The organism is Caulobacter sp. GW821-FHT09H08, assembly GCF_059415885.1.
In genome coordinates this window covers 811,607-833,834 of record NZ_JBWKOC010000001.1, presented here as the reverse complement: position 1 = coordinate 833,834, position 22,228 = coordinate 811,607, and the positions used below count along the sequence as shown (strand labels likewise).

Annotated in this window: 25 protein-coding genes and 2 pseudogenes; 16 read left to right on the top strand and 11 right to left on the bottom strand. The window is 68.2% G+C overall.

The genetic code is table 11. From position 1 onward, the window contains the following. The first annotated feature begins 108 nt into the window (after positions 1–108). Both AC07NN_RS04085 and AC07NN_RS04080 read left to right on the top strand, forming a co-directional pair. A complete protein-coding gene (locus tag AC07NN_RS04085; RefSeq protein ID WP_494637848.1) occupies positions 109–573 on the top strand; it encodes a MarR family winged helix-turn-helix transcriptional regulator in 465 nt (154 codons plus the stop codon). Positions 574–653: 80 nt separating this feature from the next. Then, positions 654–1,223, top strand: a complete 570-nt coding sequence (locus tag AC07NN_RS04080; protein WP_494637847.1) for a sigma-70 family RNA polymerase sigma factor — start codon at positions 654–656, stop codon at positions 1,221–1,223. On the opposite strand, the pseudogene AC07NN_RS04075 reads toward AC07NN_RS04080, so the two are convergent. The 3 genes and pseudogenes from AC07NN_RS04075 to AC07NN_RS04065 all read right to left on the bottom strand — a co-directional run. After that, a pseudogene (locus AC07NN_RS04075) lies at positions 1,220–1,306 on the bottom strand (hypothetical protein); the annotation flags it as partial. The gene AC07NN_RS04080 and the pseudogene AC07NN_RS04075 overlap by 4 nt on opposite strands. A gap of 90 nt (positions 1,307–1,396) precedes the next feature. After that, the gene (locus AC07NN_RS04070; protein ID WP_494637846.1) at positions 1,397–2,554 is read right to left on the bottom strand and encodes an aminotransferase class V-fold PLP-dependent enzyme; all 1,158 of its coding nucleotides are present in this window, start codon (positions 2,552–2,554) and stop codon (positions 1,397–1,399) included. After that, a complete protein-coding gene (locus AC07NN_RS04065; RefSeq protein WP_494637845.1) occupies positions 2,554–3,345 on the bottom strand; it encodes a tryptophan 2,3-dioxygenase in 792 nt (263 codons plus the stop codon). The genes AC07NN_RS04070 and AC07NN_RS04065 overlap by 1 nt, the downstream gene beginning before the upstream one ends. A 104-nt stretch (positions 3,346–3,449) precedes the next feature. Here AC07NN_RS04065 and AC07NN_RS04060 point away from each other — a divergent pair, with 104 nt between their 5' ends. The 5 genes from AC07NN_RS04060 to AC07NN_RS04040 all read left to right on the top strand — a co-directional run bounded on the left by AC07NN_RS04060 (position 3,450) and on the right by AC07NN_RS04040 (position 6,988). Next, on the top strand, positions 3,450–3,908 hold the full coding sequence (locus AC07NN_RS04060; protein ID WP_494637844.1) for an Lrp/AsnC family transcriptional regulator: 459 nt from the start codon (positions 3,450–3,452) through the stop codon (positions 3,906–3,908). 77 nt (positions 3,909–3,985) lie between these two features. After that, positions 3,986–5,062, top strand: coding sequence for a ribosome small subunit-dependent GTPase A (gene rsgA, locus AC07NN_RS04055; protein ID WP_494637843.1), 1,077 nt, complete (start codon positions 3,986–3,988; stop codon positions 5,060–5,062). Between the two features lie 100 nt (positions 5,063–5,162). Further along, a complete protein-coding gene (locus AC07NN_RS04050; RefSeq protein WP_494637842.1) occupies positions 5,163–5,489 on the top strand; it encodes a hypothetical protein in 327 nt (108 codons plus the stop codon). 81 nt (positions 5,490–5,570) lie between these two features. After that, positions 5,571–6,569 (top strand): glycosyltransferase family 2 protein, encoded by a 999-nt coding sequence (locus AC07NN_RS04045; RefSeq protein WP_494637841.1) that lies wholly within the window; start codon positions 5,571–5,573, stop codon positions 6,567–6,569. Further along, positions 6,566–6,988, top strand: coding sequence for a GtrA family protein (locus AC07NN_RS04040; RefSeq protein WP_494637840.1), 423 nt, complete (start codon positions 6,566–6,568; stop codon positions 6,986–6,988). The genes AC07NN_RS04045 and AC07NN_RS04040 overlap by 4 nt, the downstream gene beginning before the upstream one ends. A 176-nt stretch (positions 6,989–7,164) precedes the next feature. On the opposite strand, the gene AC07NN_RS04035 is transcribed toward AC07NN_RS04040, so the two are convergent. Together AC07NN_RS04035 and AC07NN_RS04030 are read right to left on the bottom strand one after the other, a co-directional pair. Next, on the bottom strand, positions 7,165–9,090 hold the full coding sequence (locus AC07NN_RS04035) for a hypothetical protein (RefSeq protein WP_494637839.1): 1,926 nt from the start codon (positions 9,088–9,090) through the stop codon (positions 7,165–7,167). Positions 9,091–9,162: 72 nt separating this feature from the next. Next, a complete protein-coding gene (locus AC07NN_RS04030; RefSeq protein WP_494637838.1) occupies positions 9,163–10,905 on the bottom strand; it encodes a DUF6311 domain-containing protein in 1,743 nt (580 codons plus the stop codon). 98 nt (positions 10,906–11,003) lie between these two features. Here AC07NN_RS04030 and AC07NN_RS04025 point away from each other — a divergent pair, with 98 nt between their 5' ends. The 4 genes from AC07NN_RS04025 (at position 11,004) to AC07NN_RS04010 (ending at position 12,419) form a co-directional block, all read left to right on the top strand. Continuing rightward, entirely contained in the window at positions 11,004–11,243 is a 240-nt protein-coding gene (locus tag AC07NN_RS04025) for a hypothetical protein (RefSeq protein WP_494637837.1), read from the top strand. 92 nt (positions 11,244–11,335) lie between these two features. Next, positions 11,336–11,872, top strand: coding sequence for a hypothetical protein (locus AC07NN_RS04020; RefSeq protein ID WP_494637836.1), 537 nt, complete (start codon positions 11,336–11,338; stop codon positions 11,870–11,872). Between the two features lie 72 nt (positions 11,873–11,944). Next, the gene (locus tag AC07NN_RS04015) at positions 11,945–12,238 is read left to right on the top strand and encodes a type II toxin-antitoxin system RelE/ParE family toxin (RefSeq protein ID WP_494637835.1); all 294 of its coding nucleotides are present in this window, start codon (positions 11,945–11,947) and stop codon (positions 12,236–12,238) included. A gap of 1 nt (position 12,239) precedes the next feature. Beyond that, positions 12,240–12,419, top strand: a complete 180-nt coding sequence (locus tag AC07NN_RS04010) for a hypothetical protein (RefSeq protein WP_494637834.1) — start codon at positions 12,240–12,242, stop codon at positions 12,417–12,419. A gap of 122 nt (positions 12,420–12,541) precedes the next feature. Here AC07NN_RS04010 and carB read toward each other — a convergent pair whose 3' ends face one another. The 3 genes and pseudogenes from carB to AC07NN_RS03995 form a co-directional block, all read right to left on the bottom strand. Further along, positions 12,542–15,841 carry a carbamoyl-phosphate synthase large subunit gene (carB, locus tag AC07NN_RS04005; RefSeq protein WP_494637833.1) on the bottom strand — a complete coding sequence of 1,100 codons (3,300 nt, stop codon included), beginning with the start codon at positions 15,839–15,841 and terminating at the stop codon, positions 12,542–12,544. A 148-nt stretch (positions 15,842–15,989) separates the two neighbouring features. Further along, complete coding sequence (locus AC07NN_RS04000; protein ID WP_494637832.1) at positions 15,990–16,466, bottom strand: hypothetical protein; 477 nt, start codon at positions 16,464–16,466, stop codon at positions 15,990–15,992. A 61-nt stretch (positions 16,467–16,527) separates the two neighbouring features. Continuing rightward, positions 16,528–16,729: pseudogene (locus AC07NN_RS03995) on the bottom strand (hypothetical protein); the annotation flags it as partial. A gap of 35 nt (positions 16,730–16,764) precedes the next feature. On the opposite strand from AC07NN_RS03995, the gene AC07NN_RS03990 reads away from it, so the two are divergent. The 3 genes from AC07NN_RS03990 to AC07NN_RS03980 are packed head-to-tail and all read left to right on the top strand — an operon-like array spanning position 16,765 to position 18,316. After that, a complete protein-coding gene (locus AC07NN_RS03990; RefSeq protein WP_494637831.1) occupies positions 16,765–17,163 on the top strand; it encodes an ArsR/SmtB family transcription factor in 399 nt (132 codons plus the stop codon). Continuing rightward, complete coding sequence (locus tag AC07NN_RS03985) at positions 17,160–17,618, top strand: SRPBCC family protein (RefSeq protein WP_494637830.1); 459 nt, start codon at positions 17,160–17,162, stop codon at positions 17,616–17,618. Before AC07NN_RS03990 ends, AC07NN_RS03985 begins: the two co-directional genes overlap by 4 nt. After that, positions 17,615–18,316 carry a glutathione S-transferase family protein gene (locus AC07NN_RS03980; RefSeq protein ID WP_494637829.1) on the top strand — a complete coding sequence of 234 codons (702 nt, stop codon included), beginning with the start codon at positions 17,615–17,617 and terminating at the stop codon, positions 18,314–18,316. Before AC07NN_RS03985 ends, AC07NN_RS03980 begins: the two co-directional genes overlap by 4 nt. A 189-nt stretch (positions 18,317–18,505) precedes the next feature. On the opposite strand, the gene AC07NN_RS03975 is transcribed toward AC07NN_RS03980, so the two are convergent. Further along, positions 18,506–18,715: a cold-shock protein gene (locus AC07NN_RS03975; RefSeq protein ID WP_099575950.1), complete on the bottom strand. Its 210-nt coding sequence runs from the start codon at positions 18,713–18,715 to the stop codon at positions 18,506–18,508. A gap of 283 nt (positions 18,716–18,998) precedes the next feature. On the opposite strand from AC07NN_RS03975, the gene AC07NN_RS03970 reads away from it, so the two are divergent. Then, positions 18,999–19,178 (top strand): hypothetical protein, encoded by a 180-nt coding sequence (locus AC07NN_RS03970; protein ID WP_494637828.1) that lies wholly within the window; start codon positions 18,999–19,001, stop codon positions 19,176–19,178. Positions 19,179–19,259: 81 nt separating this feature from the next. Beyond that, complete coding sequence (locus tag AC07NN_RS03965) at positions 19,260–19,424, top strand: hypothetical protein (RefSeq protein WP_494637827.1); 165 nt, start codon at positions 19,260–19,262, stop codon at positions 19,422–19,424. Positions 19,425–19,481: 57 nt separating this feature from the next. Here the strand turns inward: AC07NN_RS03965 and AC07NN_RS03960 are convergent, their stop codons facing one another. Further along, positions 19,482–21,263: an SLC13 family permease gene (locus tag AC07NN_RS03960; protein ID WP_494637826.1), complete on the bottom strand. Its 1,782-nt coding sequence runs from the start codon at positions 21,261–21,263 to the stop codon at positions 19,482–19,484. Between the two features lie 170 nt (positions 21,264–21,433). Next, complete coding sequence (gene pgsA / locus AC07NN_RS03955; RefSeq protein WP_494637825.1) at positions 21,434–22,051, bottom strand: CDP-diacylglycerol--glycerol-3-phosphate 3-phosphatidyltransferase; 618 nt, start codon at positions 22,049–22,051, stop codon at positions 21,434–21,436. Positions 22,052–22,228 lie beyond the last annotated feature (177 nt).

Genomic DNA, 22,228 nt, shown 5'->3' with positions numbered 1-22,228 from the left:
GGTATCGATTCCATAGATCGAGCGCCCGCCGCGCGTCAACCCCTTCCGATTTCATCGGATGCGATTTATATAAATGGACAACCGACGTCGCCGCTTTCCGGAAGGCCCATGACCAAGCCCGCCGACACCCCCGCCCCGACCCTGCCGAAGCTGGGCGATTTCCTGTGCTTCGCGGTCTATTCGGCCAACCTGGCCTATGGCCGCGCGTACAAGCCGATCCTGGACGAGCTGGGCCTAACCTACACCCAGTGGATTATCATCGTGGCCCTGTGGGAGCAGGACGGCCAGAGCGTGAAGAGCCTGGGCGACAAGCTCTTCCTGGAGTCCAACACCCTGACACCGATCCTGAAGAAGCTGGAGAGCCTGGGCTTCCTGACCCGCCAGCGCGACCCGGCCGACGAGCGCCAGGTGATCCTGACCCTGACCGACGCCGGCCGCGCCCTACGCGAGAAGGGCGCCCAGAAGACGCTGGTGATCGCCACCGGCCTGGACCACGACGAATTCGTCCGCACCCAGAAGACCGTCACCAAGGTGCGCGACAACCTGATCCGGCACGTGAACGGCGGAGACTAATTCAGAGAACGACGTTCTCGACTGCAACCAAACCCTTCCGGCGCCGTTTCCAGCTTGAGTGTTTATCGAGCGAGGCCCAGATGGATCCCCAAGACCAGAAGACCTTCGAGCGCGACCTGGTCGCCTTGATCCCGCACCTGCGGGCGTTCGCGCGGTCCCTTTGCGGCAACGCGACGGCGGCCGACGACCTGGCGCAGGACGCGGTGGCCAAGGCTTGGGCCAGCCGCAACAGCTTCACCATGGGCACCAACATGAAGGCCTGGACCTTCATGATCCTGCGCAACCAGTTCTATTCGGACAAGCGCCGCAGCTGGCGCTCGGTGGCCCTGGACCAGGAAGTCGCCGAACGCACCCTGATCGCCAACACCAATTTCGACGGCGCCATCGAGCTGGACGACCTGCGCCAGGCGATGATGATGCTGCCCGAGCAGCAGCGCGAAGCCCTGATCCTGATCGGGGCCGGCGGGTTCTCGTACGAGGAAGCCGCCGAGATGATCGGCGTCGCCGTCGGCACCGTGAAGAGCCGCGTTAGCCGCGCCCGCGCCGAGCTCGTGCAGATCTTCGAGACCGGCAATTACGAGCGTGATGGCCTGCCGGTTCACCAGGCGATGGCCAGCATGCTGCAGGCGCTGCAGCGCCTGGCGGCTTAGAGAAACGCCCTCCCCTCTCCCCTTGCGGGAGAGGGTGGCCCGCGAAGCGGGTCGGGTGAGGGGTTGAAGATCAGAACCGCCGCGACCGGCCTCATCGCCGTCGCGGCGGCTTTCGTTTGAGCAACCCCTCATCCGGCGCTGCGCGCCACCTTCTCCCGCAAGGGGAGAAGGAACTAGGCGAGCTCCCCGCAAACCCCGCAAAACGCCGCGATGTCCCCCTCGTCGTGGTACACCGACAGCCCCACGCGCAGCACGTCGTCGCGGACATCCACGACCACGCCCTTCTCCGCCAGCGCCGCCTTCCAGGCCTGCGCCGAGGGATGCCGCAGGGCCAGGAACCGCGCCTGAGGGCCGTCGCCCGGCGGGTTCACCGCCACCGCGTCCTTCAGAGGCCCAGCCTCCCCCGCCGTGATCCTCGCCAGCAACGACCGCTGCAGCGCCGCGACGTGCGCCGCCACGGCCGCCGTGGTCAGGCCCTCGGCCTCCAGCATCCGCCCCGCCGCCACGAACCGATAGATCCCCGAAGGATCGAACGTCGCGCCCATGAAGCGGCTGGCGTCGCGGGCGTAGCCCACCCCGCCGGGCGGGCCCTCCAGATCACCGAACTCGGCATACCAACCGGTCAGGCTCGGACGCGGGCCGAAGCCCGGCGGCGCGTGCAGGAACGCTGCGCCCTCCCCGGCCATGGCGTATTTGTAGCCGCCGGCCACGTAGAACACCCGGTCGGCCACGCCGGAGAGGTCGGTCGGGACGGCGCGGAAGCCGTGATAGCCGTCGACCACCAGCCACGGCCCCTCGGGCCGCGACAGGCTCGCCAGCTCCCAGACCCGGTCGAAGACGTAGCCGCTCTTGAAGAACACGTGGCTGACGAAGATCAGGTCGTAGGTCCCGCTGCGCGCGGCCGCGATGAACCGCTCGGCGAAATCGGGACGGTCGGTCTCCACCAGGGTCAGCTCGACCTCCCCGGCCTCGACCCAGCGCTGGGCCTGGCGGCGGAACGAGTGGAACTCACCGTCGGTGGAGAGGATACGGACCGGTTTGTGCCCGATCGCCGAGACCAGCACCGCCAGCAGGCTGTGGGTGTTGGGCGCGAAGACCACGCTGTCGGACGAGGGCAGGTTCAGCTCGCGCGCCACCAAAGCCTGGGCGGCCGGATAGACCTCGCCCAGCGCCTTGTCCCACTTGTGGTCGGCCAGGGTCGCGGCGTCCTCCCAGGCCTCGATCTGGCCGGCGAGCGTCGCGTCGGGCCACAGGTGGTGGCTGTGAGCGGCCATATGCAGGCGGCCGGGAGCGCTTAGCGCCTTCGAGAACAGGTCCTTGCGCGCCGTCATCAGAGCTTGCCCCGCAAGGTCCACAGCTCGGGGAACGCGCGGCGACGCAGGGTCGAGGCCAGGTAGCCGACGCCATCCGTGCCGCCCGTGCCCGGCCGGCCGCCGATGATCCGCTCGACCGTCAGCACGTGCTTGTGCCGCCAGGTGACCAAAGCGTCGTCCAGGTCGACCAGCTTCTCGGCCAGCTGATACAGCTCCCAATAGCGCTGCGGGTCGCGATAGACCTCCAGCCAGGCGGCTTCCACCTCGGGAGACGGGACGTAGGTCTGGCTGAAATCGCGGGCCAGCACCGCCTCGGGCACGGCCAGGCCGTGACGCGGCAGCTGGGCGATGGCGACGTCGTAAAGGCTGGGCGCGTCGAGCGCGGCCTGCAGCTGGCCGAGCGCTGACGAGCCCTCCTCGTGGAACTTCAGGAAGCTCTGGTCCTTCAGGCCCAGCAGATATTCCAGGGTCCGGAACTGGTGCGACTGGAAGCCCGAGCTGGCGCCCAGCGAGCCCCGGAAGCTGAGATAGTCGGCCGGCGTCATGGTCGCCAGCACGTCCCACGACAGGGTCATCACCGTCTGGATCCGCGACACCCGCGCCAGGGCCTTGTAAGCCGGCTCGACATCGCCGGCCGCGATCAGCCGCTTGGCCAGCTCGACCTCGTGGATGATCTCCTTGAGCCACAGCTCCTTGGTCTGGTGGATGACGATGAACAGGAGTTCGTCGTGCCGGTCGCTCTGGGGCTGCTGAGCCGAGAGCAGTTCGTCGAGCGCGAGATACCGCGCGTAAGTCATGTCTTGCGCCATGGCGGAACCTTAAGCGGCGATGTCCGGCACATTGTCCTCGTTTGCGCGGCGGCTGTCGCCGGGGTTAGAACAACGTCCTGCAATTTCCCAATCAGGCAGAACGAATGTCCACTCTTAGCCGTATCGACCTGTCGATCCTCCGGATTCTGGAAGCCGACGCCCGGATCTCGTTCGCGGCCCTGGCCGAGCGGGTGGGCCTCTCCAAGTCGCCCTGCTGGTCGCGCGTCCAGGCCCTGGAGAAGGCCGGCGTCATCACCGGCTACCGCGCCCAGGTCGACGCCAAGGCCGTGGGCAAGGGCCTGACCGTCTTCGCCCTGGCCACCGTCGAGTTCGCCCGCGCCGAAGCGTTCGAGGCGGCCGTTCTGCGCCATCCGTCGATCACCGACTGCCACTCCACCGCCGGGGCCGGCGACTACCTGCTGCGGATCGTCGCCGCCGATGTCGAGGACCTGGATCACCTGCTGCGCAAGGAGCTCAGCCTGCTGCCGGGCGTGCAGCGCTACACCACCACGGTGTGCATGAAGGCGATCAAGGAGGGTGGGCTGTTGATGGCGGGGGTGTGAGGATCGGCCGGACACCTCTAGACTAGGCTCACCGCGAACCACCCGCCCCGAGGAGCCTGGCGTTTGAAAGCCCCGACTTGATCACGCAGTACGGATGGTCCGAAGCCTTGGCGCAGGCCTTCGAGCCGCACGCGCGCACCGGCTACGTTCCCGGGCGCGTCGTCGTCCAGCAGCGCAACGGCTATCTGGTGATGACCGAGCAGGGCGAGCTGCGCGCCAAGCCCTCCGGGCGGCTGCGCCACGAGGCCCGCGAGATCGGCCATCCGGCTGTCGGCGACTGGGTGGCGATGTCGGTGAACGCCGCCGAGCGCACCGCCACGATCCACGCCCTGCTGCCCCGCCGCACCGCCTTCATCCGTCGGGCCGCCGACAGCCTGCAGACGCCGCAGGTGGTCGCCGCCAATGTCGACCTGGCCTTCATCGTCACCTCGATGAACGGCGACCTCAATCCCCGCCGGATCGAGCGCTACCTGGCCGCCGCCTGGCAGAGCGGCGCGCGTCCGGTCGTGGTGCTGACCAAGTCGGACCTGTGCGCGGAGGCGCCGGCCCAGGCGGCCGAGATCGAGGCCCTGGCGGCCGGCTGCCCGGTGGTCAGCATCTCGGCGCGGCAGGGGATCGGCCTGGACACCCTGCTGGCCCACCTGGCGCCGGGCGAGACCTGCGTGCTGATCGGCTCGTCCGGCGTCGGCAAGTCCACCCTGGTCAACGTGCTGCTGGGCGAGCAGCGCATGGCGACGGCGGCGGTGCGCGAGGCCGACGACAAGGGCCGCCACACCACCAGCCACCGCGAGCTTGTCCTGCTGCCCGGCGGCGGGCTGATCGTCGACACGCCCGGCGTGCGCGAGATCGGGCTGGTCGACGCCGAGGAAGGCGTCAGCGCGGTCTTCGACGACATCGAGCGCCTGACGCAGGCCTGCAAGTTCAGCGACTGCACCCACGCCAACGAACCCGGCTGCGCCGTGCGCGGGGCGATCGAGAGCGGAGTGCTCGACCCCGACCGCTGGGCGCACTTCCAGAAGCTGGCGCTCGAACTGGCCGCCATGGAGGAGAAGGCCGAGCGCGCGGCCCGGGATGCCGAACGCCGCCGGCTGGGCGGGCTGCAGAAGGCCTACCGCGCCACCAAGAAGGATGTTCGCGGCGGCGCCGATCGTTGAACGAACGTCGTCGCCGCACGATGTTCTTTCAGAATTTGCCCCGTCCTCCAGCCGAACGGGCTAGGGGTGGAGGCTCAAGACTTGAAGAGAGACCCTTCCCATGCCCGCATTCACCATCGTCACGACCAGTGCGACCCAAGGCAGCGATGCGGCGGAGGTCAGCTCGCTCGCGGACGAGTTCAACAACGACAGCGAAGCCCTGGGCTATTCGCGCCGCATGGCCGACGAGATGGTGGCCATGGCCCACCAGCTGTCGCTGGACTTCGACTACAGCCACGTCGGCATCTATGAAGGCGACCTGATCGACGAAGAGGTCGATCCCAGCCACGCGGCGTTCCTGGGCGCCTGGGTGCTGGACGACGAAGGCATCGCGTTCCTCACGGCCGACGAATTCCGCGACGGGACGACGGAAGAAGCGCCGAACTGATAGCGGTCCGCCACGGGCCAACACCCGTGGCGGACGTCTTCCCCCTCCCCCTCCGCGCGCATCCCCGCTAAACCAGCGCTCATGGTTCAGCCTTCCGCGTCCGCCGTCCCGACCGTTCCCGCCGTCGCCACGCGTTCGCGCGTCGGCAAGACGCTGTCCATCGTCGCGCCCTGCTTCAACGAGCAGGAGGTCCTGGACCTGTTCTTCGAGCGGATCGACGCGGAGCTGGCCAAGCTGGGCGTCGACTACGAGGTCGTGTGCGTCAACGATGGCAGCCGCGACCACACCCTGGCGGTGCTGCTGAAGCACCATCAGCGCGACCCGCGCATCAAGGTCATCAACCTGGCCCGCAACTTCGGCAAGGAGACCGCCCTGTCGGCCGGCCTGGACGTGGCTAGCGGCGACATGATCGTGCCGATCGACTGCGACCTGCAGGATCCGCCCGAGCTGATCGGCCAGTTCGTCGAGGCCTGGGAGGCCGGGGCGGACGTGGCCTATGGCGTGCGCGTCGACCGCAGCGCCGACAGCTTCCTCAAGCGAGCGACGGCCCAGGGCTTCTACAAGGCCTTCAACCGGATGTCGGAGGTCGACCTTCCCTATAACGCCGGCGACTACCGGCTGATGGACCGGCGGGTGGTCGAGGTGATCCGCCAGTTGCCCGAGCGCAACCGCTTCATGAAGGGCCTGTTCGCCTGGGTCGGCTTCCGCCAAGTTCCCGTGCCCTACGCCCGGCCCGAGCGGGCGGCGGGGACGACCTCGTTCCGCTATTGGAAGCTCTGGAATTTCGCCCTGGACGGCATCACGTCGTTCAGCAGCGCGCCGATCCGGGTGTGGAGCTATGTCGGGGCCGGCGTCGGGGCCCTTGCGGTGCTGTGGGCGGCGTGGATCGTGCTGCGCACCCTGCTGTTCGGCCGCGACGTGCCCGGCTACCCCTCGCTGATGGTGGCCATCCTGCTGAGCTTCGGCGTCCAGATGCTGGCCATCGGCTCGCTGGGCGAATACGTCGCGCGCATCTATCAGGAGGTGAAGGGCCGGCCGCTGTACGTGGTCATGGACCGCTACGGGTTCGACCCGAAGTGAGCCCTCTTCTGACCCCCGCCCGGCGGGAGTTCCTGGTCTCGGCCCTGCGCTACGGCGTGGCGGGCGTGTTCAACACCCTGGTCGGCTTCTCGATCATCGTGGCCCTGGACGTGGGGCTGCACATGCCCGCGCACCTGGCCAACGCCATCGGCTATGCGGTGGGGATCTGCGTCAGCTTCGTGCTGTCCAAGTTCTTCGTGTTCAAGGCGCGCAAGACCACGCGCTCGGCGCCGATCCGCTACGTGATCGCGGTGGCGGCGGCGTTCGCCCTGAACCAGGGCGTGCTGACGGTGGCCAAGCTGGTGCTGCCCGTCGGGACGCTGTGGAGCGTCGCGGCGCAGGGCGCGGCGGCGGTGAGCTACACCGGGGCGCTGTTTCTGCTGAGCCACTTCTGGGTGTTCGCGGAGCGCAAGGCGTAACCCCCCTTCTCCCCTTGCGGGAGAAGGTGTCAGCGCAGCTGACGGATGAGGGGTCACACGAACGAAAACCGCCGCGACAGGCGGTGAGGCCCATCGCGGCGGTTCTGTCTTTCAACCCCTCACCCGCCCCACTTCGTGGGCCACCCTCTCCCGCAAGGGGAGAGGAAGCGAGCCCCCTACTTCGCTCCCGCATCGACGATCCGCATCGCCTCGAGCCCCGCGCCCAGCATCCGCGTGTCGGTGCTGAGACCCAGCGACTTCGGCGTGGCCGCGTCCGGGGTCTCGATGGTCACCAGCAGGGTCGGGCTCTTCAGCGCCTCGGCCGACAGCGGCAGGACATAGCCGTGGCTGATGGCGTTCTGGCGGTCGAACTGGAAGCGTTCGGACGCGCCCCCCGGGACCGTGACGATCACCGTGCGCTTGGAGTCCGGCGACGGCAGGAAGGCGAACATGGCCACTTCCAGGACCGGCGACTTCAGGTTTCGCTGCCAGTCGGCGACCGGGATCTCGACCGTCGAGCGCTTGCCGTCGGCCCAGACGCCGCCCAGCTCGGGGGCGGACCAGCCCTCGCGCAGGAACGACGCGCCCACGGCGCCTTGCTTGAAGCGGAACGACGGCGGCTCCAGGCACGGACCCGACAGCACGACCACCAGGCCGATCGGCTTGCCCGAGCGGCACCCCGGCTTGTCGTAGGCGTCGCCGGCCAGGGTGACGATATAGGGCACGTCGCCGGCGCGGTCCGGATGGCCGTCGGCCATCAGGCTCAGCACATTGGCGCCGTGCGGCGACTGCAGCATGGCGATGGTGCCCATATAGGTGGTGATCGGCGTCGGCGTGTCGGCCGTGTACATCGCCTGTTCACCGTGCAGGCCGCGCGTGATGCGGACCTGGCGGATGTCCTCCATGATCGCGTTGATGCGCGGCACGTCCATGACGCTGGGACGCAGATAGAGGGCCAGCAGCACCACCGTCTGGGCGACGAACGCCAGGCCGACGCCCACCGGCCAGCGGCGCTGGCCCAGGGCTTCCTCGGCCGGCGCGCCGCGCACGCCCAGCACCGTCAGGCCCCACAGCGGGACCACAAAAGCCAGCAGCGAGAAGACGCCGAAGCTGTGCTTGAGCACCGCGTAGTGCGAGCCGTCGTGCAGGATCTTGAACACCGCGTACTGGGCCAGCATGGCCGCGCCGCAGGCCGCGCCGAACGACGCGAACATCAGGGCCGAAGCGTCGCTCTCCTCGTTGTCGGTGTCGTCGACGGGCTTGAGCAGATGCACCAGCAGCACCCAGGCCGACAGGATCAGCAGCAGGGCCGAGAAGCCGGCCAGGGCTTCCAGCGACATATCGGTCTTGAGGTTCACGCTGCCGTTGTTGCCGGCGATGAAGCGCATCTTGGCGAAGAACGGGTTCAGGACGATGGCGGCCGGGATGGCGATCAGGCCGGCCAGGCCCACGGGCTCGAACTTGCGCGTGCGGATCACGTCACGCAGCCAGGTCACGCCCAGCATGGCCATCAGGGCGCCGGCCAGTTGCAGGGTCGGCACCAGGTGGAAGCAACCGCAGAAGGCCACGGCGGCCACGGCGAACAGCACGAAGGCCTGGCGCGAGCGGCCCAGCAGGCTCACCGCGATGGACAGGGCGATCAGGTTGACGCCCTCGCCGACGATCTGCGGGAAGAAGAAGTTGTCGATCACCTCGCCGCCGATCACGGCGCGGGTGACGGAGATGTTGACGACGCTGAGCACCAGACCCAGGCCCAGGAAGGTCAGGGACACCCGCCGCGCCTGCTCGAACAGGCACGCCCAGGCCACCGCCGCCGACAGCACGGCGGCCATCAGCAGGGCGTTCAGGTGCTGCCAGCCCAGGGTGGCGAACAGCCCGGCGAACCGGTGGCTGAGCTTGGGGTAGTAGGCCATCTCGGCCATCCACTCGTGGCCCTGCAGCGGGATGATGAAGGCGTGGCGCACGACCTCCATGACCTGCAGGTGGTAGGAACTGTCGACCGACAGCGACAGCATGCGGTTGGCCGACAGCACGCCCGCCAGCACCAGGCACCAGAGCGCCACGACGGCGCCCCACACCCACGTCTTCTTGTTCCCGACCATCTAATCCCCGATACGATTCCACGCGCCCGCGCGGGACGATTACTAGCAAGGGTGAGGCCCAGGGCGAAATCCCTAAGGCTGCGCCGCCACTTCCCCCGGCTTCAGCGCCCGCAGGCCCTTCAGCCCGCCGAGATCCCGCCCGCAGGCGATACCCCGTCCGAACCAGTAGCAGTCCGACCGCTGGGCGATCGGCGCCAGGAAGCCGCCGCGCGGCTGCTCGTTGCGCATGACCACGGTGATGCGGCGGTCGTCCGGCGCGGCGTCGACCGACAGTTCGGGCCGGGGCCGGTCGCAAGGCGGGTCGTTGTTGCGGGCCGTGGCGAAGGTGTTGGTTGTCCCGCCGGCGCGCACGATGGCCAGGTTCATCTGCTTGATGGCCCGCAGGTCGCGCTGCGAGGGGCTGCAGAAATAGGCCGGGGCGAACACCCACGGCCGGCCGGCGGTGACGCGGCTGCCGGTCAGGACCAGCGGATAGACCGGCCAGTCCGGCTCGGCGAACACCTGGCGCACGGCCAGGCGCAGGTTGCTGGTGTCGGCCGCCTGCAGGGCCAGGGCGGCGACCAGGACGGCCAGGGCGGCCTTGCGCGGCAGCTTCGCCGTCCAGGCCACGGCCAGGGCCAGCAGCAGATAGCCGACGGCCCAGAAGAACCGCCCGTGCGCCCGGAAGCCGCCGATGGTCTCGGCCAGGTCGCCGCTCGGTTTGGGCAGGTCGTAGAGGTGGGTCTTGAAGGCGTAGGCGCTCCAGCCGACGGACCACAGGAAGAGGCCCAGCATCGCCAGGATCAGCGGGCTCCAGCGGGTCCAGAAGCCGCCGCCGATCCCGCGCCGGCGGATCGCGCCGAACAGCTCGCCGCCGACCATGGCCAGCACCAGGGCCAGCACGCCCGCGCCCAGATAGTTGTAGCCTTCGAAGGCCTGGCCGCCGGTGGCGTCGACCACGCCCTTGAACCACTCGCCGGTCCAGGCCTGGCCCGCCAGCCACGAGGCCTGGGGCCAGATCGGGCCGATCAGGTTCATCGAATAGAAGCCCAGCGCCGCCGCCCCGCCGGTCAGGCCCAGGCCGTCATCATAGTCCAGCACCTTCATGCCGACCCACACCGCCCAGCCGGCCAGGCCGGCGGCGATGGCGGCGTTCCAGAAGCCGTTCTCGCGGCGCTGGGTGACTTCGGAGAGCCCCGCCGCGCCGAGGCACGCGGCGATGGGGACGAGGTGGTAGGCGTGGATCCCGGTGGCGAACAGCGCCAGGGCCGCGAAGCCCACGGCCCGCTTCCAGGTCAGGCCGTCGCGGATCGAGCGCACGGACAGGGTCAGGGCCAGGAGGATGATCCAGTGACCCGACAAAGCGATGTGGCCGAACTGGCGCTCGATCCAGGCCGGGACCACCAGCGACAGCAGGCCGCCCAGCAGCAAGGCCCAGCGGTCCTTCACCCCCAGGGCGCGCAGCAGGGCGATCATGCTCCAGACCTGCAGCGGATAGGACAGCAGCAGGAACAGCCCCATCGGGTTGAGCCAGCGCGCCAGGCCGGTGGCCTTCAGGGCGATGGCCAGCCAGGGCAGGCTGTCGGTGAAGACGATCGACACCGGCTTGTCGTGCAGGCCCGTCACCGTGGTCAGGGGCCAGTGCCAGGGCTGGCGGACGAAGGCCTCCCAGGCAGCGGTCATGGCGGCCATGTCGCCCTTGGGCAGGCCCCAGAACGCGGCGCTGTTCAGCGCGATGTCGAAGCCGAACATGAAGCCGCACAGCAGGAGCGGAATCGCCGTCGCCGCCAAAGCGAACAGGACCGCGCCCCGGTCCAGGCCCTTCAAGACTCGCATACGCCCCCCAACATCCCGGCGCTTGCATAGCACTGAAATTTCAAGCCGCGCATCCCCACGGCGCCGCTTGCGGTTGCGCCCGGCGCCGGGAGGCCCACATGCCAAGCATGACCGAACTCCAGGCCACCCTGATCCTGATCGCCGTCGCCGTGCTGCTGATCCCGCTCGGCGCGTGGGTGATCCGCGCGACCAAGCGCTCGAAGCGCGCCTTCGCGCCCTTGGCCGGGCTGCTCATGATGCTGGGCGCCTTCTACCCGCCCGATCCCCCGCCGCCACCGCCGGCCGAGACCGTCGTCCGGGGCGAGAACGACGAGCCGAAGGATGGAGAGGACGACTGAAGCTCGGTCGAAATAATTACACTCGTAATTAGTTTATACTTGTAATCCCGATCAACCTCGCCAAACCTCCCCTTCAGACAGGGAGGAGCCCCATGGCGGTGCTGGATTTCGGGACGCGCAAGGTCCGGGTGCTGTGGACGGGCCTGGCCATCTCGGTGGTCGCCGTGATCGGCACGCTCAGCGCCATGCTGTTCACCGGGGTCGACCTGGTCCGCTTCGAGCGCGCCAACGCCCTCATGCCCTCGCCCTCCGCCGAGCAGCACGCGCGCTATCGCCCCCTGGCCCAGGCCGAATGGCGGATCGTCCACGCCAATCTCGAGGCCCGGCTCAAGCAGCAGAACCCGCTGGAACTGGGCGCGGTGTGGTCCACCCGAACCGGCCAGATCTGCGGCCTGGTCAACGGCCGCGGCAGCTTCGGCGGCCTGACCGCCATGGCGCGGTTCTACACGGTCGACCAGCGGCCGGTGTTCCACCGCGACGTCGACCACATCAAGTTCCAGCGCGACTGGTTCGAATGCGTCCGCGACCAGTACGTGATGCTGCACGACGGCACGATGGAGCCGGGCTTCTGCGGCACCGAGCTGGGCAAGCGGCGGTGCTTCAAGGTCAAGAACGGGGTGCGGATGTAGAGCGAGGAAACTTCTCGCCCTACAGGGAATGCGCTCTATAGTTGATCATATTGCATCGACTATCGGATCCACATGGCCTGGGAAGTTCGGCAGACAGCGACCTTCGAGGCTTGGCTGAGGCAGCTGAAGAGCCCTGTATCCCGCGCCATCGTCGTTCGTCGGATCGAGCGTGTGGCTACCGGAAACCTGGGAGATGTCAGAGCCGTGGGCGAAGGCGTCAGTGAACTACGCATCGACCATGGCCCCGGCTACCGTGTCTATTTCGTCCGGCGCGGCGAAACCCTGATCGTGCTATTGTGCGGCGGCGACAAGTCATCCCAGACCCGCGACATCGTCCGCGCCAAGGCTCTGGCGCAGGAGGTTTGAGTTGGAAACACGGCTCTTCGATCCGGCGGAATACCTCGATAGCGAAGAGGCGATCGCGGCCTATCTGGACGAGGCGCGCGCCGAAGGCGTGGAAGAGACGGCACGCGCTGTCGAGGTCGTCGCCCGTGCTCGCGCCCTGATCGCCGCCGGGCAAGGCGGGCGAAAAAGGGCCCACTCCTAGCCTCCGGGTCGCGCAAACGAAAACCGCCGCGACGGCGGTGAGGCTGTCGCGGCGGTTCGTATCTTCAACCCCTCACCCGGCCCTGCGGGCCACCCTCTCCCGCAAGGGGAGAGGGACAGGGCTTACTCCGCCGCGTAGCTCTGCAGCGGGCGCACTTCCAGGGCTTCGTCCGGGGCGCCGGCGATGGCCTGGGCGGCGGCCAGGGCGCCGGCGGACGTCGTGTAGTACGGCACCTTCATCATCAGGGCCGTGCGGCGGATCTCGAAGCTGTCCTCGAGCGCCTGCTTGCCTTCGGTGGTGTTGAACACCAGCTGGACGCCGCCGTTCTTCATCACGTCGACGATGTGCGGACGGCCTTCCAGGACCTTCTTGACGTAGTCGACCTGCACGCCCTGCTCGGCCAGATAGGCGCGGGTGCCCTCGGTGCACAGCACCGTGAAGCCGGCTGCTTGCAAGAGCTTCACCGGCTCGACGATCCAGGGCTTGTCGCTTTCCTTGACCGACACGAAGGCCGTGCCCGAGCGGGGCAGCTTCACGCCGCCGCCCAGCTGGCTCTTGGCGAAGGCGCGGGCGAAGGCGGGGGCCATGTCGGCCTCGCCGTCGCGCTTCCAGTCCAGGCCCATGACCTCGCCGGTCGAGCGCATTTCCGGGCCCAGCACCGTGTCGACGCCGGCGAAGCGGGCGAACGGGAAGACCGCTTCCTTGACCGCGATGTGGTCGTAGGGGACGTCCTTCAGGCCGAAGCTGGCCAGGGGCTCGCCGGCCATGACCTTGGCGGCGATGGCGGCCACCGGCTGGCCGATGGTCTTGGCGACGAACGGCACGGTGCGCGAGGCGCGCGGGTTCACTTCCAGCACATAGATGCGCGGGTTCTCGCCGTGCGGCTCCTCGATGGCGAACTGCACGTTCATCAGGCCACGGACGTTCAGGGCCAGGGCCATCTGCACCGTCTGGCGCTTCAGCTCTTCGACGGTCTCGGCCTTCAGCGAGAAGGGCGGCATCGAGCACGCCGAGTCGCCCGAGTGGACGCCGGCTTCCTCGATGTGCTCCAGCACGCCGGCCACGAACACGTCCTTGCCGTCGCACAGGGCGTCGACGTCGACTTCGGTCGCGCGGCTCAGATAGTGGTCCAGCAGGATCGGGTGCTCGAACGAGATCTCGCCGGTGTTGGCGATGTAGCGTTCCAGGTGCTCGTGATCACGGATGATCTCCATGCCGCGGCCGCCCAGCACGTAGGACGGACGCATCACGAACGGGAAGCCGATCTTCTCGCCTTCGGCGCGGGCCTCGTCCCAGGTGCGGGCGATGGCGTTTTCCGGCTGAGCGATCGAGAGGCCGTTCAGCAGCTGCTGGAAGCGCTCGCGGTCCTCGGCCAGATCGATGGCGTCCGGGCTGGTGCCCAGGATCGGGATGCCGGCCTCTTCCAGCGCATGGGCCAGCTTCAGCGGCGTCTGGCCGCCGAACTGGACGATGACGCCGGCCAGCGTGCCGTTGCTCATCTCGACATGCAGCAGCTCCAGCACGTCCTCGGCCGTCAGCGGCTCGAAGTACAGGCGGTCGGAGGTGTCGTAGTCGGTCGAGACGGTCTCGGGGTTGCAGTTGACCATGATCGACTCCACGCCGATCTGGTCCAGCGCGAAGGCCGCGTGGCAGCAGCAGTAGTCGAACTCGATGCCTTGGCCGATCCGGTTGGGACCACCGCCCAGGATGACGGCCTTCTTACGGTTCGAAGGCTCGCTCTCGCACTCGGGGATCTGGCCCAGGGCGCCCGTCTCGTAGGTCGAGTACATATAGGGCGTCGAGGCCAGGAACTCGCCGGCGCAGCTATCGATGCGCTTGAAGACCGGGCGGACGCTGAGCTCCTGACGCAGGGCGCGCACGTCGCCTTCGGTGGAGCCGGTCAGCTTGGCCAGGCGGGCGTCGGAGAAGCCTTGAGCCTTGAGGGCGCGGAAGCCTGCGGCGTCGGTGGGCAGGCCACCGGCGCGAACCCAGCCTTCCTGGCGGATCAGCTCGGCGATCTGGCGCAGGAACCAGGGCTCGTAAGAACAGGCGGCGTTGACCTCGTCCACGGTCAGGCCGTGGCGGAAGGCCTGGGCGATGACGCGCAGGCGGTCGGGGGTCGGGGTGCCCAGGGCGCGCACGACGGCGGCCTTGCCGGTGTCCGGATCGTCGGCGCCGTGGATCTCGACCTCGTCGAAGCCCGACAGGCCGGTTTCCAGACCGCGCAGGGCCTTCTGGACACTTTCCTTGAAGGTGCGGCCGATGGCCATCACTTCACCGACCGACTTCATGGCCGTGGTCAGCAGGGGCTCCGAGCCCGGATACTTCTCGAACGCGAAGCGCGGGATCTTGGTGACGACGTAGTCGATCGAGGGCTCGAACGAGGCCGGAGTCGCGCCGCCGGTGATGTCGTTCTTCAGCTCGTCGAGCGTGTAGCCGACGGCCAGGCGGGCGGCGACCTTGGCGATCGGGAAGCCGGTGGCCTTCGACGCGAGAGCCGACGAGCGCGACACGCGCGGGTTCATCTCGATGACGACCATGCGGCCGTCGGCCGGGTTCAGCGCGAACTGGACGTTCGAGCCGCCGGTCTCGACGCCGATCTCGCGCAGCACGGCGATCGAGGCCGCGCGCATCCACTGGTATTCCTTGTCCGTCAGGGTCAGGGCCGGGGCGACGGTGATCGAGTCGCCGGTGTGGACGCCCATCGGATCGATGTTCTCGATCGAGCAGACGATGATGCAGTTGTCCGCCGTGTCGCGGACCACTTCCATCTCGTATTCCTTCCAGCCGAGGACGCTTTCCTCGATGAGGACTTCCGTGGTCGGCGACAGGTCCAGGCCCCGTTCGACGATCTCTTCGAATTCTTCAACGTTGTAGGCGATGCCGCCGCCGGTGCCGGCCAGGGTGAACGACGGACGGATGATCGCCGGCAGGCCGACGAACGCCAGGCCTTCGCGGGCCTCGTCCATGTTGTGGGCGGCCTTGGACTTGGGGCTCTCCAGGCCCAGCTTGTCCATAGCGTCGCGGAACTTCTGGCGGTCCTCGGCCTTGTCGATGACCTCGGCCTTGGCGCCGATCATCTCGACATTGAACTTCTTCAGGGTGCCGTCGGCTTCCAGGGCCAGGGCGGTGTTCAGCGCGGTCTGGCCGCCCATGGTCGGGAGCAGCGCGTCGGGGCGCTCCTTCTCGATGATCTTGGCGACCATCTCCGGGGTGATCGGCTCGATATAGGTCGCGTCCGCCACGTCCGGATCGGTCATGATCGTGGCCGGGTTCGAGTTGACCAGGATGATGCGGTAACCCTCGGCGCGCAGGGCCTTGCACGCTTGAACGCCGGAGTAATCGAACTCACAGGCCTGACCGATGACGATCGGGCCGGCGCCGATGATCAGGATCGAGGAAAGGTCGGTTCTCTTGGGCATGGCTAACTCGCGCAAAGACACGGTCGCGCACATCCGCGCGCCCGCTGTCGACCATCTTGCAGGTTAAGCCGCCCGTTTAGAGACGGAGTCGGTCGGGCGCAAGTGCGGAACTTAGGCGGGGGTTAATGAGCCTTTTGACGAACGCCGTTCAAGGGCGGCCACAGCCCGCGAGATCGAAGAACTGCCGGGGGATGGCGTCGCGCTCGACATCCCCCGGCGGATGCCAGAGACGCTCGCTGAGCCCCGGCAAAAGGATATGCGCCGGCGCCGGATCGCCGCGCTTGGGGACGGCCTGCAGCACGCGGTAGGTCGCGTCGAAACCGAGATATTCCAGGTTCCCCAGTGGACGCGGTCCGCCGTCCGGATTGGGCGGCATCCAGCCCGACTTGGTGACATCAAGCGTCGACGCCAGGCTCTGCTTGCCGTCCGTTCCCCAGCCCCACGGCAGGAACCAGTGACGGTGGCCGTGGGTGTCGATCCGCAAGGCCAGGCCGGCGGGCCAGTCGGGGCCGCTGTCGACCTTGATGAAGATCGCGGTGATCGTGGGCTCCGTCCGCACGGCATAGCGGGCCTGCTCGATCGGGCAGGCGGTCACGGCGGCGGAGATCAGCAGCGCGGCGAGCATGGGGAGAGCGTCCTGGGAGGGAGGCGCAGGAGAGCACGACCGGAGGTTGGTTTGCTACATTCCCACCTCCTTTTTCTTCCGTCATTCCCGCCCTTGTGGCGGGAACCCCTGGTGCAGCTGACACGTGAGGCGCAAGCGACGTGCTCAGCACGTCGCCCCTCCCGCACCTGCGGCGGATAGAGGGGTTCCCGCCACAAGGGCGGGAATGACGGAAGGTTTTTGGAAGTCGCACAACCCCCGTTGACAACCTCCACCCCCTCAATTTAACAATCACATTAATTAACATGCAGATTAAATAATGACCGACACCCTCTCCGCCACCTTCGCCGCCCTGGCCGATCCGACCCGGCGCGCCATCCTGGCGCGGCTGGCCAGCGGCGAGGCCACGGTCAACGAGCTGGCCGAGCCGTTCGACATCAGCCTGCCCGCCGTCTCGCGCCACCTGAAGGTGCTGGAGGGCGCGGGCTTGATCAGCCGGACGCGCGAGGCCCAGGCGCGGCCGTGCAAGCTGGAACCCGAGGCCATGAAACGGGCCTATTCCTGGATCGACCACTACCGCCGCTTCTGGGACGCCAGCTTCGACCGCATGGCCGACTACCTGGCCGAGCTGCAGGCGGCCGAGGCCCAGACCTCCAAGAGCAAAACCCCCAGGGGCCAATCTCCAACTGGCAAGACGCCGAAGGACTCCCAGTCATGACCGACACCGTCTTGATCCAGGACGACGAACTGCTGATCGAACGCCTCTTCGACGCGCCGCGCGAGCTGGTGTTCCGCGTCTGGACCGACCCCAAGCACCTGACCAAGTGGTGGGGTCCGCGCGACCACGAGACCATCGACTTCCAGCAGGACTTCCGCGTCGGCGGCCGCTACCGCGCCGGCATCCGCGCGCCCAATGGCCGGGAGAGCTGGAAGTCGGGCGTCTACGAGGAGATCGTCCCAAACGAGCGGATCGTCATGACCTTCAAGTGGGACGACGACGCCTGGGGCGTGAACAACGTCATCACCGTCACCTTCCTGTCCTTGGCCAGCGGCCGCACGCTGCTGCGCTTCCACCAGGCTCCCTTCACCGACATCACGGCCCGCGACTCCCACATCGGCGGCTGGAGCGGCCTGCTGGAGAAGATGGGCGCCTATCTGGAGACCGTCCAATGAACGCCCACGTCAAAACCCCCACCGTCTCGGCCTATTCCTGGGTCCCGGACTTCGCCAAGGGCCAGGTGCGCGACCTGCGGGTGCGCTGGGCGCTGGAGGAAGCCGGCCTGCCTTATGAGACCAACCTGCTGATGCCCGGCCCGCGCGATCCGGCCGACCTGCGGCATCAGCCGTTCGGCCAGGTGCCGGCCTTCCAGGACGGCGAGGTCGACATGTTCGAGAGCGGGGCAATCGTCCTGCACATCGCCGAGGGCTCGCCGGCCCTGATGCCCGCCGATCCGGTGGGCCGGACGCGGACCATCACCTGGATGTTCGCGGCCCTCAACACGATGGAGCCGCCTATCCAGAACCTGGGCGAGATCGACTTCTTCCACGCCGACCAGGACTGGGCCAAGGCCCGCCGGCCGGCGCTGGTCGCCTGGGTCGAGAAGCGGGCCGCCGAGCTGGCCGCGCGCCTGGGCGACAATCCCTATCTGGACAGCGACCGCTTCACGGCCGGCGATCTCCTGATGGCCTCGGTGCTGCGCATCATCGACAACACCCGCCTGATCCGCGCCCAGCCGCGCCTGGACGCCTATCTGGAGCGCTGCACCAGCCGCCCGGCCTTCCAGAAGGCCCTGGCCGCCCAGATGGCCGACTTCACGGCGCCGCCTCCGCCGGGATGGGGCGGCGGCCGGGGCAATCCGGACAACGCGTGAGGATCCGAAACCTCGCCCTTCGACAAGCTCAGGGTGAGGTTTCTATTGAAGCGCCGCATCCACAGTAGTCCTCACCCTGAGCCTGTCGAAGGGCGAGGACGGACCCGCAAGGCGTAACCCCGAAACGAAAATAGGCCGGCGCAAGCGCCGGCCTATTCATGTCGAACCTGGTGGTTCGCTGCGGGTCGATTAGACCGCTTGCAGCTGGCCGGCCGAGGTCTTGCCGCTGCGGCGGTCAACTTCCGGCTCGAACGAGATCTTTTGACCTTCGTTCAGCGAGCCGAGGCCAGCGCGTTCAACGGCCGAGATGTGGACGAAGATGTCCGCGCCGCCGTTGTCCGGCTGAATGAAGCCGAAGCCCTTGGTCGAGTTGAACCACTTCACGGTGCCCGTAGCCATGATGATATTCCTTTTAGTCATGGTGTTCGACGCTCGGGAACGTCCCGCGCGACGATCAAATTTCGTTGGAAGTTCGGGAGGCGCGTCCGGCGCTCCACTGACGGGAGCAAGGAATAGCAGGCCGAGCGGCAGCGAATTCGATGGGCTTATTATCGGGATTTTATTTCAGAAATCAAGGCGAGCGAGAACGCACGACTTTTCGAGATTCTTGCACCCCAAGCTTCGCCTCGAGCGTTTCCTGTCCGGGCGGATGTCCTACCCACGCGATATTCGGAGCCACGGCATGAATCTGCTCGAGAAAATCCCCACCCTCAGCGACACTGAACTGAAGCTGATCCTGGCCAACGCCCGGCGGCTGGACGTTACCGGCACGCCGGCCCAGCGCCGCGAGGTCGCCGAGGTGATCACCCCGCTGGAACGCGAGGCCTCGCGCCGACGCGCCCTCACCGCCTCCCGTCGATAGGTCGCGGATCGGCCTTCAAGAGGGCTTGCGAGAGTCGTAATTGCAATTCACTCTCAGAAACATCATCGCGAGGAGACGACGATGGTTCTGCAAATGACGGGCGCCGGCTGGCTGGCCACACTGATGCGAGCCGAGCGCGAGGACGCCGACCGCGCCAGGCCCGACGAGGCCTGGCTGCTGGACGGCCCGCCCGACCCCGAGATGCTGGAAGCGCTGGAGCGCCTGGCGGCGAACGACGCGCGGTAGTGCTTTAGCACCCCTCTCCTCCCCCATCGGGGGAGGGGGAGGAGATTATCTCGCCCCTCACCTCGCGAACGGCCACACCCACGCGATCAGCCACGGCGCGATCAGCAGGATCAACGCGCTGAGGGGCGCGCCCAGCCGGGCGTAGTCCCCGAACCGGTACCCGCCCGGCCCCAGCACCAGCGTGTTGCACTGGTGGCCGACGGGGGTGAGGAAGTCGCAGCCCGCGCCCACCGCCACGGCCATCAGGAACGGGTCGGGCGACAGCCCCAGCCGCTGCGCCACGCCCATGCCGATCGGCGCGGCGATCAGCACCGTGGCGGCGTTGTTCAGGAACGGCGTGGCGGCCATGGCCACGGCCATCATCGCCGTCAGAGTGGCGATCGGCGGCAGGCCGTGAAAGGCGCCCGACAGCCAGCCGGCGATCAGGTCGGCGCCGCCGGTCTTCTGCACCGTGTCGCTGACCGGGATCAGGGCCGCGACCAGCACCAGCACCGGCGCCTCGAGCGCGGCATAGGCCTCGCGCATGCGCAGCGCGCCGGTCGCCACGACCAGCACCGCCGCGCCGAAGAAACCGGCCGCCACCGGGATCGTCCCGGTCGCCACCAGCGTCATCGCCACCGCCAGGATGGCCACCGGCAGCAGGGCGTGGCGCACGCCGCCCAGCCGCACCTCGCGCTCGGCCAGAGGCAGGAGGCCCAGCGCCTGCAGCGCCGCGGGCAGCGATTGCTCCGCGCCCTGCAGCACCAGGATGTCCCCGGCCCGCAGGCGGATGGTCGCCAGGCGTCCGGCCATGCGGTGGCCGCTGCGGCTGACGCCCAGCAGGTTGACGCCGTGGGTGTGGCTGAGGGTGACGCTGCGGGCCGACTGGCCGATCAGGTCGCTCTCGCCGCCGATCACCGCCTCGACCACCCGGATCTCCTCGGTCGGCTCGCTCATGGTCACCGGCCGGTCGGCGTCGCGCAGCCGCAGCTTGGCGGCGACGATCAGCTGGTTCAGTTCCTGCTGCTCGCCCTCCAGCAGCAGCACGTCGCCGGGATGAAGCTTGGTGTTGGCGTGCGGCGTGGCGATCCGCTGACGGTCGCGCAGGATGGCCACCACGCTCACCGCGCCATCGGCGGCCTTCTTCAAGGCGCCGACGCTGCCGGCCTGGAAGCTCCAGCCGTCCGGGACCTCCACCTCGGTGACATAGGCCTTGGCCGCCAGGGCCGCGTCGACGTCGATGGCCGCCTGGCGCGACTTGGGCAACAGGCGATAGGCGAAGGTCAGATACGCGATGGCGATGACCGTCAGGATCCCGCCCACGGGCAGGAAGTCGAACATCCTGAACGGCTGGCCGAGCGCTTCCTGCCGGACCTCCGAGACGATGATATTGGGCGAAGTGCCGACCAGCACCGCGAGGCCGCCGACCAGCGAGCCGAACGCCATGGGCATCAGCAGGCGCCCGGGCGGCACGCCGGTGCGGCGGGCGATCTGCAGGGCGCTGGGCATCATCAGGGCCAGGGCCCCGACGTTCTTGGTGGCCATCGACAGCACCGCCGTCGTCCCGGCCAGCACGGGGACCTGGGTGCGCTCGTCCTTCAGCTTGGGCAGCAGCGGGGCCATCAGCATGTCGACCACGCCCGAGCGGGCGACAGCGGCGCTGAGCACCAGGGCGCTGGCGATGATGATGACGATGTCGTTGGCGAAGCCGTCGAAGGCGTCCTTCACCGGGATCAGGCCCATGGCCATGCCCACGGCCAGGGCGCCCAGCGCGATCAGGTCATACCGCCACCGCCCCCAGACGAAGGCGACGATCGTCGCGGCGATCAGGCCGAAGGCGAGGCCTTGGTGAAGTGTCACGTGATGGGGTTCCCCGGGAAGCTGTACTTCAGGGGAACGTGCTCGGACGCAATCTGCTCCCCGCTGGGGGAGCTGTCGCGAAGCGACTGAGGGGGTTAACTCGGCCTAGGCCCAGCTGCCCCCTCCGGCCCTCTGGGCCACCTCCCCCGAAAGGGGAGGAGAGATGATCGTCAGGTCAGCGCCTTCCTTGCCGCTTCCCAGTACTGCGCGCCCGTGATCAGCGTCACCGCCGTCGCGATCCACAGCAGCACGTGGGCCACCACCGTGAAGCCGCCCACGACCGACGGATCGTTGGGGAGCCCGAACGCGCCCCAGCTGGCCAGGATCAGTTCGGCGCCGATGGCGACCAGCTGCAGGGTGGTCTTCCACTTGGCCAGCAGCGTCACCGGCAGCTTGAGGCCCTTGCCGGCCCCGACTTCGCGCAGGGCGCTGACGGTGAATTCGCGGAACAGGATCAGGCCGGCCGGCAGCACGACCATCGCATTGGGTCCCAGGGCCATCAGGCCCAGCAGGGCGCCGCAGACCAGGATCTTGTCGCCGATCGGATCGAGGATCGCGCCCCAGACGCTGACCGCGTCCAGCTTGCGGGCCAGCCAGCCGTCGAAGAAGTCGGTCACCGAGGCGACGACGAAGGCGTAGAACGCCCAGCGCTCCAGCCGCAGCTGGCTCTCCGCCGTCAGCTGGTCGCCGAGGAACGGCACGGCCCCGGCCGCGGCCGCCAGGGCGACGAACATGAACAGCGCCATCACGAGGCGCGAGCCGGTCAGGATGTTGGGCAGGTTCTTCATGGCGTTCTCATAACGCACAAAACGGCGACAGGGCTACGCTTGGCTTTCCTTCCTTGTCGCGCGCCCCGGCGGCGAAACCGCCTGCATTTTCGCCTGGCGCGCGCGTTAACCGAGACCGTGGATTTTTGAGACGCGGCGCGCGACTCGCTTCGCTATACATCCCTGGAGAGCGGTCGA

Excerpts from the sequence above, each read along its gene's own strand:
- AC07NN_RS03990 (WP_494637831.1), top strand. The coding sequence starts at position 16,765 with ATGACCGACACCCTCTCCGCCACCTTCGCCGCCCTGGCCGATCCGACC.
- AC07NN_RS04050 (WP_494637842.1), top strand. The coding sequence starts at position 5,163 with ATGCCCGCATTCACCATCGTCACGACCAGTGCGACCCAAGGCAGCGAT.
- AC07NN_RS04060 (WP_494637844.1), top strand. The coding sequence starts at position 3,450 with ATGTCCACTCTTAGCCGTATCGACCTGTCGATCCTCCGGATTCTGGAA.
- AC07NN_RS04035 (WP_494637839.1), bottom strand. The coding sequence starts at position 9,090 with ATGGTCGGGAACAAGAAGACGTGGGTGTGGGGCGCCGTCGTGGCGCTC.
- AC07NN_RS03985 (WP_494637830.1), top strand. The coding sequence starts at position 17,160 with ATGACCGACACCGTCTTGATCCAGGACGACGAACTGCTGATCGAACGC.
- AC07NN_RS04030 (WP_494637838.1), bottom strand. The coding sequence starts at position 10,905 with ATGCGAGTCTTGAAGGGCCTGGACCGGGGCGCGGTCCTGTTCGCTTTG.
- AC07NN_RS04080 (WP_494637847.1), top strand. The coding sequence starts at position 654 with ATGGATCCCCAAGACCAGAAGACCTTCGAGCGCGACCTGGTCGCCTTG.
- AC07NN_RS04020 (WP_494637836.1), top strand. The coding sequence starts at position 11,336 with ATGGCGGTGCTGGATTTCGGGACGCGCAAGGTCCGGGTGCTGTGGACG.
- AC07NN_RS03975 (WP_099575950.1), bottom strand. The coding sequence starts at position 18,715 with ATGGCTACGGGCACCGTGAAGTGGTTCAACTCGACCAAGGGCTTCGGC.
- AC07NN_RS03980 (WP_494637829.1), top strand. The coding sequence starts at position 17,615 with ATGAACGCCCACGTCAAAACCCCCACCGTCTCGGCCTATTCCTGGGTC.
- AC07NN_RS04045 (WP_494637841.1), top strand. The coding sequence starts at position 5,571 with ATGGTTCAGCCTTCCGCGTCCGCCGTCCCGACCGTTCCCGCCGTCGCC.
- AC07NN_RS04025 (WP_494637837.1), top strand. The coding sequence starts at position 11,004 with ATGCCAAGCATGACCGAACTCCAGGCCACCCTGATCCTGATCGCCGTC.
- AC07NN_RS03970 (WP_494637828.1), top strand. The coding sequence starts at position 18,999 with ATGAATCTGCTCGAGAAAATCCCCACCCTCAGCGACACTGAACTGAAG.
- AC07NN_RS04070 (WP_494637846.1), bottom strand. The coding sequence starts at position 2,554 with ATGACGGCGCGCAAGGACCTGTTCTCGAAGGCGCTAAGCGCTCCCGGC.
- AC07NN_RS04085 (WP_494637848.1), top strand. The coding sequence starts at position 109 with ATGACCAAGCCCGCCGACACCCCCGCCCCGACCCTGCCGAAGCTGGGC.
- AC07NN_RS04000 (WP_494637832.1), bottom strand. The coding sequence starts at position 16,466 with ATGCTCGCCGCGCTGCTGATCTCCGCCGCCGTGACCGCCTGCCCGATC.
- AC07NN_RS03965 (WP_494637827.1), top strand. The coding sequence starts at position 19,260 with ATGGTTCTGCAAATGACGGGCGCCGGCTGGCTGGCCACACTGATGCGA.
- pgsA (WP_494637825.1), bottom strand. The coding sequence starts at position 22,051 with ATGAAGAACCTGCCCAACATCCTGACCGGCTCGCGCCTCGTGATGGCG.
- AC07NN_RS04065 (WP_494637845.1), bottom strand. The coding sequence starts at position 3,345 with ATGGCGCAAGACATGACTTACGCGCGGTATCTCGCGCTCGACGAACTG.
- carB (WP_494637833.1), bottom strand. The coding sequence starts at position 15,841 with ATGCCCAAGAGAACCGACCTTTCCTCGATCCTGATCATCGGCGCCGGC.
- AC07NN_RS04015 (WP_494637835.1), top strand. The coding sequence starts at position 11,945 with ATGGCCTGGGAAGTTCGGCAGACAGCGACCTTCGAGGCTTGGCTGAGG.